This window comes from Thiomonas sp. UBA7699 (genome assembly GCF_002482605.1).
GTDB classification, from domain to species: domain Bacteria; phylum Pseudomonadota; class Gammaproteobacteria; order Burkholderiales; family Burkholderiaceae_C; genus Thiomonas; species Thiomonas arsenitoxydans.
The window spans coordinates 1-11,097 of sequence record NZ_DLGH01000011.1; the positions used below are offsets into that span (position 1 = coordinate 1).

General features: G+C 63.7%; 10 protein-coding genes and 1 pseudogene. 10 read left to right on the forward strand and 1 reads right to left on the reverse strand.

Features of this window, described 5'->3' with window-relative positions:
* From B3H47_RS04635 to waaC, 5 genes are all read left to right on the forward strand, one after another.
* The coding region (locus B3H47_RS04635) for a hypothetical protein (protein WP_286986213.1) at positions 1 to 189 on the forward strand (189 nt) is incomplete at its 5' end.
* 70 nt (positions 190 to 259) lie between these two features.
* Complete coding sequence (gene metG / locus B3H47_RS04640) at positions 260 to 2,398, forward strand: methionine--tRNA ligase (protein ID WP_286986215.1); 2,139 nt, start codon at positions 260 to 262, stop codon at positions 2,396 to 2,398.
* A 54-nt stretch (positions 2,399 to 2,452) separates the two neighbouring features.
* Entirely contained in the window at positions 2,453 to 2,965 is a 513-nt protein-coding gene (locus tag B3H47_RS04645) for a TIGR00645 family protein (RefSeq protein WP_286986216.1), read from the forward strand.
* Positions 2,966 to 3,014: 49 nt separating this feature from the next.
* Positions 3,015 to 3,914 carry a Kdo hydroxylase family protein gene (locus B3H47_RS04650; RefSeq protein WP_286986217.1) on the forward strand — a complete coding sequence of 300 codons (900 nt, stop codon included), beginning with the start codon at positions 3,015 to 3,017 and terminating at the stop codon, positions 3,912 to 3,914.
* Positions 3,911 to 4,927, forward strand: a complete 1,017-nt coding sequence (gene waaC / locus B3H47_RS04655) for a lipopolysaccharide heptosyltransferase I (protein ID WP_286986218.1) — start codon at positions 3,911 to 3,913, stop codon at positions 4,925 to 4,927. The genes B3H47_RS04650 and waaC overlap by 4 nt, the downstream gene beginning before the upstream one ends.
* 345 nt (positions 4,928 to 5,272) lie before the next feature.
* Here the strand turns inward: waaC and B3H47_RS04660 are convergent, their stop codons facing one another.
* The gene (locus B3H47_RS04660) at positions 5,273 to 6,121 is read right to left on the reverse strand and encodes a DMT family transporter (protein WP_286986219.1); all 849 of its coding nucleotides are present in this window, start codon (positions 6,119 to 6,121) and stop codon (positions 5,273 to 5,275) included.
* Positions 6,122 to 6,211: 90 nt separating this feature from the next.
* Here B3H47_RS04660 and B3H47_RS04665 point away from each other — a divergent pair, with 90 nt between their 5' ends.
* The 5 genes and pseudogenes from B3H47_RS04665 to B3H47_RS04685 all read left to right on the forward strand — a co-directional run.
* On the forward strand, positions 6,212 to 6,889 hold the full coding sequence (locus B3H47_RS04665) for a winged helix-turn-helix domain-containing protein (RefSeq protein ID WP_276709544.1): 678 nt from the start codon (positions 6,212 to 6,214) through the stop codon (positions 6,887 to 6,889).
* A 152-nt stretch (positions 6,890 to 7,041) separates the two neighbouring features.
* On the forward strand, positions 7,042 to 9,399 hold the full coding sequence (locus tag B3H47_RS04670; RefSeq protein ID WP_286986220.1) for a TonB-dependent receptor: 2,358 nt from the start codon (positions 7,042 to 7,044) through the stop codon (positions 9,397 to 9,399).
* An 84-nt stretch (positions 9,400 to 9,483) separates the two neighbouring features.
* Positions 9,484 to 10,200: a MotA/TolQ/ExbB proton channel family protein gene (locus B3H47_RS04675; protein ID WP_276727400.1), complete on the forward strand. Its 717-nt coding sequence runs from the start codon at positions 9,484 to 9,486 to the stop codon at positions 10,198 to 10,200.
* A 92-nt stretch (positions 10,201 to 10,292) separates the two neighbouring features.
* Positions 10,293 to 10,700, forward strand: coding sequence for an ExbD/TolR family protein (locus tag B3H47_RS04680; protein ID WP_276709539.1), 408 nt, complete (start codon positions 10,293 to 10,295; stop codon positions 10,698 to 10,700).
* Positions 10,697 to 11,097: pseudogene (locus B3H47_RS04685) on the forward strand (energy transducer TonB); the annotation flags it as partial. The gene B3H47_RS04680 and the pseudogene B3H47_RS04685, both read left to right, overlap by 4 nt.

Sequence of the window (11,097 nt, forward strand, 5' to 3'; positions counted from 1 at the left end):
CTCAAGTCCGACGGTCTCCTAGCCCTGTTGCAAGGCTGTCTCGGTCCAGACGGGCAGGCGACGTGCATCGAAGCGGCCGAAACCGGCGCCATCGACACCCCGATCGAGCGCCGCCTGCGCGAGGTCGAAGCGGAAGGGCGCACGATCGCCCAGTTGTCGCGTCAAATCCTTTCGCCCGTCGCCACCTAAAATAGTCGTTTGCGCGGCAACGCCCGCACGCCCCGGCACTCCCGGCCGGGCGCACTCCACCCCGTTCACCATGACTTCCAAGCGCCGATTCTTCGTCACCACCGCCCTGCCCTACGCCAACGGCCCGTTCCACATCGGCCACATCATGGAATACATCCAGGCCGACACCTGGGTGCGCTTCCAGCGCATGCAGGGCCATGAGGTGCACTTCGTCGGCGCCGACGATGCCCACGGCGCGCCCATCATGATCGCCGCCGAGAAGGCGGGCAAGACGCCGCAGCAGTTCGTCGCCGACATCGCCGCCGGGCGGGCGCAATACCTCGACGGCTTTCACATCCGCTTCGACAACTGGCACAACACCGACGCGCCGGAAAACCATCAACTCGCGCAGGACATCTACCGCGCGCTGCGCAAGAACGGCCTGATTGCGATGCGCGACATCGAGCAGTTTTTCGATCCGGTCAAGGGCATGTTCCTGCCCGACCGCTACATCAAAGGGCAGTGCCCCAAGTGCGGCGCGGCCGATCAGTATGGCGACGCCTGCGAGGTGTGCGGGGCGGTGTACGCGCCCACCGAACTCAAGCACCCTTATTCCACACTTTCCGGCGCCACGCCCGAGTTGCGTAAGAGCGAGCACTACTTCTTTCAGCTTTCGTCCGACCGCTGCGCCGACTATTTGCGCGACTGGACGCAGGCCGCCAACGCCCACGGTCAGCCGCATCTGCAAACCGAAGTGCTCAACAAGGTGCGCGAGTGGTTCACCACCGACGAAAACGGCCACGGCGGCCTGGCCGACTGGGACATCTCGCGCGACGCCCCCTACTTCGGCATCGAAATTCCGGACGCGCCGGGCAAATACTTCTACGTCTGGCTCGACGCCCCCATCGGCTACCTCGCCAGCTTGAAAAACCATTTCGACAAGGGGCAGGCCGCACAGCACTGGCACGCGCCTTCGCGCACCGCGCAGAGTTTCGACGCCTTCGTCGCCGATCCGGCGGTGGAACAGGTGCATTTCATCGGCAAGGACATCGTGTATTTCCACACCCTGTTCTGGCCGGCCATGCTGCACTTCTCGGGCCGCAAGACGCCCAGCCAGATCAATGTGCACGGTTTTGTCACCGTCGGTGGCGAGAAGATGAGCAAAAGCCGGGGCACCGGCATCTCGCCGTTGAAATACCTCGACATCGGCCTCAACCCCGAGTGGCTGCGCTATTACCTCGCCGCCAAGCTGACCGCGCGGGTGGAAGACGTGGACTTCACGCCGGAAGATTTTGTCGCCCGGGTCAACAGCGACCTGATCGGCAAGTACGTCAACATCGCCAGCCGCGCCGCCAAATTCATCAGCCAATACTTCGACGGCAAGCTGGGTTATGCCCACAACACCGGCGATTTGCGCGACGCCGCAAAGGCCCTCGCTGACGACGTGGCCGCTGCTTTCGAAGCGCGCGAATACGCCCGTGCGCTGCGCGAAATCATGGCCTACGCCGACCGCATCAACACCGCGTTCGACGCCGCCCAGCCCTGGATTCTGGCGAAAGACGAAGCCCGCCGCGCCGAACTGCAAGACGCCTGCTCGCAGGCCTTGGCCGGGTTCTGGCTGCTGTCGGTCATGCTCAGCCCGGTGCTGCCTGCGCTCACCGCCCGCGTGGCGCGCGAGCTGTTCGGGCTGGAGCGCGATTTCGTCTGGAGCGACGCCACCGAACTGCCGCAACACGCCGCGCCCTATCAGCACCTGATGCACCGCATCGACCCCAAGCGCCTCGACGCCCTGTTCGAGACCGATCCACCCGCAGCGCCCGCCGCCCAAGCCATGACGCCTACAGCACCGACTGCCGACGCCACGCAAGACCCCTTCATCAGCATCGACGACTTCGCCAAGATCGATCTGCGCATCGCCCGTATCCAGCATGCCGAAGCCGTGGAAGGCTCGACCAAGCTGCTGCGCCTCACCCTCGACGTGGGCGAAACCACCTCCGACGGCCAGCCGCGCACCCGCAATGTGTTCTCCGGCATCTCCAGCGCCTACAAGCCTGAAGACCTGATCGGCAAACTCACCGTGCTGGTCGCCAACCTCGCGCCGCGCAAGATGAAGTTCGGCCTGAGCGAAGGCATGGTGCTGGCCGCCAGCGCTGCCGACGAAAAGGCGCAGCCCGGCCTCTACATTCTCGAACCGCATACGGGAGCGCAGCCCGGCATGCGGGTGCGGTAACGCAGCCCCGCTACAGTCGCGCGCATCTCCGTCTCTCCTTTTCGCAAAGCCCCCATGAAACGCGTCGAACATGCTCTGGAAGTATTGATTTTCGGCAGCCGCTGGCTGCTGGCGCCGTTCTATATCGGCCTGGTGCTGGGCATCGTTTTGCTGCTGGTGAAATTTGTCAAAACCTTCGTCGGCGCGGTGTCCGTGGTGTTTTCCGGCACGGGCGGCGAGGCCATGCTGGCCATTCTGTCTCTGGTGGACATCGCCCTGGTGGCCAATCTGCTGATCATCATCATTTTTGCCGGCTATGAGAACTTCGTCTCCAAGATCGATACCGGCGACCACGAAGACCGCCCCAGCTGGATGGGCCACGTCACCTTTTCCGATTTGAAACTCAAACTCATCGGCTCCATCGTGGCGATCTCGGGGGTCGAACTGCTCAAATATTTCATCAATGTGCGCGATGCAAGTCGCGACGACATTCTCTGGGCCTTGATCATCCATCTGGTGCTGGTGTTCTCCGGCGTGATGTTTGCGCTCATGGACCGACTGTCGGGTATCAAGGCGGACAATCACTGAGCACCCTATTCTGTGCACCGTAGGCAGTCTATTTTTTGCAGGAGGTCATATGGCCGCACTCGACGACACCATCCGCAACTTTCCCGATACCGCCTGGGATGCCAGCCCTACCGAGCGCGCACCCACCGCCGGGGTGGAGCATCTGCTCGAAGGCGGCCATGTGCTGTGCTTCCCGCAGCTGCACTTCGAACTCAGCGCAAGCGAGCGCCGCTTTCTCACCCCGGCCATCAGCAACGGCAAGGCCAAAAACATCAGCCTGCGCGATGACGGCAGTATTCGCGGCGCGTCGGGTAGCCCCCAAGACCAGGCCGAATTGCGCGACATGATTCAGCGGTTCTCCCATCAGGCCCAGTCCCTGGTCGACCGGCTGTTTCCGCACTATCGGGGCAAGCTGCGAGCGGCCAAGGCCTCGTACCGCCCCATACAGGTCGAAGGTCGCAAGACGAGCTGGCGCAAAGACGACACCCGGCTGCACGTCGATGCCTTCCCCTCCAACCCGATTCATGGCGTGCGGCTGCTGCGCGTATTCACCAATCTCAATCCCGAAGGGCGGCCGCGTCAGTGGCGGGTGGGCGAGCCCTTCCCCGAATTTCTGCAGCGTTTTGCACCGCGGCTCACCCCCCCCGTGCCCGGCTCGGCGGCGGTGTTGCGCGCGCTCAAAATCACCAAATCGCACCGCACCGACTACGACCACTACATGCTGCAGTTGCACGACAAAATGAAGGCCGATCTGGCCTATCAGAAAGACGCGCCGCAGCGCAGTGTGGACTTCGCGCCGGGCACGACCTGGGTAGTGTTCTCCGATCAGGTGCTGCACGCCGTCATGGGCGGGCAATACATGATGGAGCAAACCTTCTACCTCGAACCTCGGCACCAGCTCTATCCGCACACCGCGCCGCTCAAGGTGCTCGAAGACCTGATGGGCAAGGCCTTGCTGCCCGCCGCATGACGCGAGCGCAGCTCCCACTGCGGTGGGGTCAGGGCGCCCTGCCGTCAGCCCCGCAGCGCATGCTGCTGGTGCAGTTGTCCGCCATGGGCGATCAGGTGCAGACTCTGCCCGCCGTCTCCGACATCGCCGCACGCTGGCCCGGCATCGAAATCGATTGGGCGGTCGATGCCCGCTTCGCCGACATTCCGCGGCTGCACCCCGCCGTGCGTCACGTCTTTGCCCTGCCGCTCAAGGCGGTGCAGCAGCAGCGCAGCCTCGCCGCATGGCGCGAGTTGCGCGCTGTGCTACGCGCCCTGCGCGGCGAGCGCTACGACCTGATCTGGGACCCTCACAGCGTGCTCAAAAGCGCCATCATCTCCCGTCTAGCGCGTGGCGCGCTGCGCGTCGGCTATCGCGCGCAAGACTGCGGCGGCGAGCCGCTCGCCGCCCGCGCCTACCACTTGCATTTCGCCCGGCCCGTCGGCTTGCATGGCACCGAGGGGCGGCGGGTGTTTGCGCAGGCCGTGCTCGACACCGACCTGCACGGCCCGGTGGACTATGCGATCGATCAGCGCTACGCCCGCGAGCCAGGGGCGACCGAGGCCGATACCGTCTTCCTCGCGCATGGCGCTTCCAAGCCGGAAAAGCTCTGGCCGCTCGACCACTGGCAGGCGCTATCCGCTCGCCTGGTGCAGGCTGGCCTGCGGCTGCAACTGAGCTGGGGAAACGCCGCCGAGCAGGAGCGTGCGCAGCGCATCATCGCCGCGCTTCCGCCGGGCAGCGCGCAGATTCTCGACCGCCGCAGCCTGCTCGACATGCTGCCCGTCATTGCGCAGAGTCGGCTGGTGGTGGGCGTCGATACCGGCTTCACCCATCTCGCCGCGGCGCTGCGTCGCCCGGTGGTGGGACTGTTCGTCAGCACCGGGCCCGAGCTGTTCACCCCCACATCACCCCACCTGGCCCGTACCCTCGGCGGCGATGGCGTTACGCCGAGCATTGACGCCGCCTGGCAAGCAGTCGAAGAATTGCGCTGACCTACACTCGCATCCCGCGTTGATGATGCGGTGCTTATGCGGCTGCTATGTCGGTGCGTCTGGCCGTGCCCCTGCTGCGGCCACCAGAACACCGAGCCGATGTATTGGTCACACCGCAAACCCACTGGCTGAATAGCGCCACGGGGCGCACCCTGGGCTGGCGAGCCGCGGACTTGAAGCAAGCGCAAACCCTGGCCAATCAGGGCCGATACGTATTAGGGACTGTCTGGCTCCCAGCAACCCCAGCTTGCGCGTGAGGAAGTCGCCTGTAGTTGCCGATCTGCGATGAGCGCATCGAGATCGGCCTGTGTGGCCCGCCAAAATCACGCTACCTGATGAAAAAACTCAGTCTTTCACTCGCACGGCCAACAACGCGGCGCCGACGATCAGCACCGTTGCCAGACCGATCCAGATCGTCAGCGCGCGCCCGGTCACGGCAATCAGCAGCAGGGTCGACGCCAAAGGCGTGAGGTAGCTCAACACCCCGATGGTGCGCGGATCCCCCAGTTTCAGCGCCCGGTCCCACAACAAAAAGGCGCCGCCCAGAGGCCCCAGACCCATCACCCCGATCAGCAGGCCATCGCGCAGGCCGAGGTGCAAAGGCGGTTCCAGCCAGACATGGCAGCCCAGCGCGAGCAGGCCGGAAATCAGGCCGAACAAGCCCAGCGCCGCCGTGGGAAACCCTTTGCCCGACTGCGCCATGCGGCGGCTACCCAGCGAGAACGTGGCCCAGATCAGCGCCGATCCCATGGCCGGAAGGTAGCCCCAGGCCCAGGCCGCCTCTAACGAGTGACCGCCCAGAATCGCCAGCCCCGCGCCCAGAAAGCCCAAGCCGGACGCCAGCACATGCGCCAACCGCAGACGCACCCCGGGCAAGAGCAGCGGCGCCAGCACCACGATGAACAAGGGCCAGAGGTAATTCACCAGATTGGCCTGCACCGGCGGCGCGTGGCGCAAGGCGATGAACAACAGGAAATGGAATCCGAACAGGCCATACACGCCCAACGCCAACGCCGCGCGAGACACGCGCCACTGCCGCCAATGGCCCCACGTCGGCACGCTGCCGATGATCAGTGCCAACCCGGTCAGCGCGAAGGCCGGCACCTGAGAAAGCGCCACCCCCAGGGTAGCGAGCGTTGCCCATAGGGCAATGGCGCCGAGGGCGTAGAGATTGGCTTGGGTGCTGAGTTTCATCGCTGCGCATGGTAGTGGGCCGACCTGTCATGCTTTTGTCAAAACGCTTACGCACACTCGGCCCTCATCAGCGGACCACCTGCCCAGATCGTGCCGATCAAACATTCTGTTCTATCGCTTCAATTCGCCTCAGCCCCCACACCCTGCCAGGACAGAAACAGCCAGCCTGTCGATGCCGATGAGGCCCTACGGCGGCTGAAAGTCGGTGATGCCTGGGCCGTACTGGCTATCAGCGGCGAGGACGTGCATGAACTGACCAACTGGCTGATGCGCCTGCGACATCCTCTCGGAGGCCAAACGTCCCGAGTCATCGCCTTTTTGCCAGACTGCGCCTCACCCGGCGCCATGGCTGCGCTAAGCGCGGGCGCCGATGCCCTGCTGCCGATCGACAGCCCGCCGCAGCTCATACGCGCCCAGCTCGCTCGCCTGCGTGAACGCCTCGCACCGCAGACTGGAGACCGCGTCCAACTGGAACCCCTTCTGGAGCTCGACGGACAAACCCGGACGCTCCGCATTCAGGATCATTGCCTCAGTCTGCCCTCGCAGCAGTTTCTGCTGTTGTGGGCTCTGGGCGCACGTCCGGGCGACATCCTGAGCCCGCAAGAGCTGCGATTGGCCATGGACATTCCCGCACGCGCGCACGCCGATACCGTACACACCGCGGTGGCTCGCCTGCGCCGGCACCTTCGTCCCCATGATCTGCATCAGCGTGTGCAAACCGTGCATGGCGCGGGGTATCGCTGGGCCACGGAAAAGTCGATGCAGTGAAGCGAAGCATTCGCACTGTCAAGATTTGTTTACATCTTTGGCACGGCTGGACAGGATTCAGACAGGTTCTTGCAACCCCGCGGACATGTCGCAGGAATGGAATGACAGCTTTCGTCAACCCACCCGCCTACCGCCCAAGGGAGCAATCAGTCATGTCTCGCCATCGACCCACCTTCAAGCCATCGCGACTCACCCAGTCCGTCCTGGCCGCCCTGCTCGTCATGCCGTTTGCCGCAGCCCACGCGCAGACCTCTCCCGAGAGTCTGGGCACGGTGCAGGCGGGGGCGCAAGGCGGCAACGGTCAGACCGCCGCCGAGCGCGAAAAAGCCAAGCAGGAAAGCGCACCGCACCAGGCGCCCACGCAAGGCTCGCTCAAAGCCGGGCAGCCGCAGTCCATCATCAACCAACACTACATCGAAAACACCCAGGCCGCGACGGCCAACTACAGCGACATCGTCAGCATCGCCCCCAGCGTGGTGGACATCGAGCCCAACGGTCCGGGTCTGGGCAACAGCAAGGGGCTGTCGATCCGAGGATTTCAGGACGGACAGTACAACCTGACCTGGGACGGCATTCCGGTGGGCGACTCGAACGACTTCACCCACCACTCGGCGGAATATTTCATGCCGCAGGACATCGGCCAAATCATTGTCGATCGCGGCCCGGGCAATGCCTCCACCATCGGCTACGCCACCTTTGGCGGCACCATTTCATTGCTCACCAAAGAGCCCCTGGACAAGCCGCAGACCACGCTCTATGGCAGCTTTGGCAGCTTCGGCACCGCGGTGCTCGGAGCCGAGTTCGATACCGGGGTGATGAAGAACTACGGCGACCTGCGCGCTTTCATCGACTACCGCCAACTCAAGAGCGACGGATATCTGAGCGGCGCCAGCACGCAACGCAAAAACCTGTTCATCAAGGCGGAAAAACCCGTCGGCGACAACTCGCTGCTGACCTTCGTCTCCATGGTCAACCGCAACAGTGGCGGCAACGCGGCCATCGTCGGCGCCACTTCCGCCCCTTATGTCTCGGTGAGCAAATATCCCTACACCAGCACCTTGCCAGGTCAGATCCAAAAGTTCGGCCCGAACTACGGCCTGAGCAGCAACCCACTAAGTCAGGCCTATACCGGCTACAACTACGACGACTTCCAGACCGACTTCGAGTACCTCGGCTTGAAGACCAGCGTGGGCGATGTGCAGATCGATAACAAACTCTACACCTACGCTTATTACCACAGTGGCTGGAATGGCCTCGACCCCAACGGCGGCGGTTGCGACTACGGCCAAGTCAACTGCCTCAACCCAGACGGCACCTTCCCTGCTGGGGCGGATACGCCCAATGGCACCATCAACGGCGCCAACAATATTCCCGGCCAGCACATGTACCTGAACTATCGCAACTGGGGCGATCTGCTGCGCATGCACCAGACCTTCGGGCCAGGCACCCTGCACTACGGACTTTGGCTGAACTACCAGACCTATCACCGCTACAACTCGGAAATCGACTTTTCCGACAACCAGGCCTGGAACGCCAGCGGCACCTATCCCAACGGCATCAGCAAAGCGGTGGATCGCCTGATCAACGGCACCTTCACCACCGCACAGCCCTATATTCAGTACGACTGGAATCTCACCAGCCAGTTGCAACTGCGCGGCGGCCTGAAGTACGCCTGGTTCCAGCGCCACGACAACGCCCCAGTCGAGCAAAAGAGCAAACAACCGCTGGACTACACCCAGACCTGGAGCAAGGTGCTCCCTGCCGTCGAACTGCACTACGCCATTGCTCCCAACTGGAGTGCGTATGCACAGGTGGCCAAAGGCTATCTGGCGCCCAACGAAAACCTGTTCTACATCCCCAATCCGCAAACCGGCGCCAGCGCCGTGGAGCCGGAGCAGACCACCAACTATCAGGTTGGCACCACTTGGCGATCCAAAGCCCTCACCCTCAGCGGCGATCTCTACAACATCGACTTCACCAATCTGGTTCAGTCACGCACCGTGGCAGGGCAGAAGTATTTCTATAACGCTGGCGGCGTGAAATACCGGGGCGCGGAGATGGAGGCCACCTATTACATCGGCAGCGGTATCAGCCTGTATGGCAACGCCGCCTACAACCAGGCCAAACAAGACAGCGATGGCCTGCAACTGGCCGGCGTGCCCAAGACCACTGGGGCTGCCGGGGTGATCTACAACCGCGGCGCGTGGTATGCCTCGCTGATCGCCAAGTACATCGGCTCCAACTATGGTGACATTGGCGTCGACGGCAATGGAAACCCGGCAGGCATCTATCAGATTCCGTCGAGCACCATTCTGAACGCTGCGGTCAACTACACGGTACAGGATGCCTCCTTCCTGCCGCATGGAACCAAGATCGGCCTGCAACTGTTCAACCTGACCAACAACACCAAGATCAACTCCCTGGCGGGCTACACAGGCGGCAACGTGCCGCTGTTCTACACCAATGCCGGTCGCAGTTTCATGGTCAATTTCTCGGTGCCGTTCCAGTAATGCCGCTGTGAGCGCGGGGTTCGTGACCGTGTCACGAACCCCGGCTAAGTTGTGCAGCTTTTGTTCCATTCCCGGAGTTTGATCATGTCTCTCGACACCCTCACCCACCTGGCCCAGACCTCGGGCGGGATTCTCTACATCATGGCCTTGCTGTTGTTCATCGCGCTGGCCGTCAGCGTGGAGCGCTTCTGGGCGATTTCGCGCATGCTGGCTTCGGCCAAAGGCTGGATCCGCGAGCTCAAGAGCCACGCGCATGTGGATGTGAAGCAGCTCAAAGCCAAGGTGGACGATGACGCCGATTCGCCCGCGGCGCAGGTGGTCGCCGTGGCGCTGCAGCACGACCTGGCCGACCCGCTCGATCACTTCACCGACCGGCTGGAAGAAGCGGTGATGGATCAGGCCCCGCGCATCGACCGCGGGCTGTGGATGCTCGACACCATCGTCACCCTGGCGCCGCTGCTCGGTCTGCTGGGCACCATCATCGGCATGTTCAACACCTTCTCGGCGCTGTCCAACCCGGGGGCGGCCACGCAAGCGGTCACCGGCGGCGTGGGCGAAGCGCTGTTGGCCACGGCTGCGGGGCTGTTCATCGCCGTGCTCGGGTTGGTGGCCTTCAACGCGCTCAACCAGCGCGTGCGCCTGGTGATGCATCAGCTCGAGCGCATCAAGCTCATGCTGTCCAACCGCATGTACCCGCATTACCGCGAGGGCGGTGTGCGCCCGGTGGTCGTGGCGCAGAACGGGCAGGCCGTGCGCCCGGCGGCACAGCCAGCCGCAACTCTGCAGCAAAAGATGGCCTGACGCCGTTCGCACAACTTCTCCAGGTCGCGTGCGCTGGAGTTCGCACGCTTGGGCTGCGGCGCAATCGCCGCGGCATTTTTGTTTGATCCGCCATGAAATATTTTGAAGCGAAAAAAGCGCGCATCGAGATCATTCCGATGATCGACATCATGTTTTTCCTGCTGGTGTTTTTCATCATGGTCACGCTGCACATGATTCCAGACGCTGGCATCGCCTCGCGCCTGCCCACCAGTTCCACCGCGCAAAGCATGCCCAAGCCGCAGATCACCCTGGCGGTGGACAAGTCCGGCGCCATTCACTATGACAGCAAGGTGCTGTCGCCGCAGCAACTCACCGCCCTGCTCAAGAGCAAGCCGGACACCGATGCGTTGCAGGTCACCATCGCCGGGGAAGAAGACGTTTCTCTGCAGCAACTCATGACGGTCATGGACGCCTGCCGCGTTGCCGGGGTCACAAAAATCGGGCTGGCAGCCCGGCAAGCCGGGGACGGCGGGCAATGAGCGCCGTGCTGCATCACCTCCCCGCCCCGTGGCGCGAAGACCAGGACGGCAAACGCTGGCCCCTGGCTGCGCTGGCGGCGCTGTTGCTCGAAGCGGCACTGATCGCCGCCATCGTCTGGTGGAGCAGCCACCCTGCGCCACCACCCCCGCCGCCGCCCGTGCAGATCGTGCTCGAAGCGCCCAAGCCCGCCCCCAAGACCGTGACCCCGCCCACGCCGAAACCTCCGGAGCCCAAACCCGTGCCCAAGCCGGTGGTCAAGCCACTGCCCAAGCCTATCGTCCACAAGGTGCAACCCAAGCCGGTGCAGCCACCGCCGCCGCAGCCTGCACCCCAGCCCGCGCCTGAACCCACACCCAAGGTGCAGGCGCCGCCCGCACCCGCGCCCGACACCCGGCC

What these genes read in the sequence shown, in the direction of transcription:
- metG (WP_286986215.1), top strand. Translation starts at nt 260, where the DNA reads ATGACTTCCAAGCGCCGATTCTTCGTCACCACCGCCCTGCCCTACGCC.
- B3H47_RS04645 (WP_286986216.1), top strand. Translation starts at nt 2,453, where the DNA reads ATGAAACGCGTCGAACATGCTCTGGAAGTATTGATTTTCGGCAGCCGC.
- B3H47_RS04660 (WP_286986219.1), bottom strand. Translation starts at nt 6,121, where the DNA reads ATGAAACTCAGCACCCAAGCCAATCTCTACGCCCTCGGCGCCATTGCC.
- B3H47_RS04680 (WP_276709539.1), top strand. Translation starts at nt 10,293, where the DNA reads ATGAAATATTTTGAAGCGAAAAAAGCGCGCATCGAGATCATTCCGATG.
- B3H47_RS04675 (WP_276727400.1), top strand. Translation starts at nt 9,484, where the DNA reads ATGTCTCTCGACACCCTCACCCACCTGGCCCAGACCTCGGGCGGGATT.
- B3H47_RS04670 (WP_286986220.1), top strand. Translation starts at nt 7,042, where the DNA reads ATGTCTCGCCATCGACCCACCTTCAAGCCATCGCGACTCACCCAGTCC.
- B3H47_RS04650 (WP_286986217.1), top strand. Translation starts at nt 3,015, where the DNA reads ATGGCCGCACTCGACGACACCATCCGCAACTTTCCCGATACCGCCTGG.
- waaC (WP_286986218.1), top strand. Translation starts at nt 3,911, where the DNA reads ATGACGCGAGCGCAGCTCCCACTGCGGTGGGGTCAGGGCGCCCTGCCG.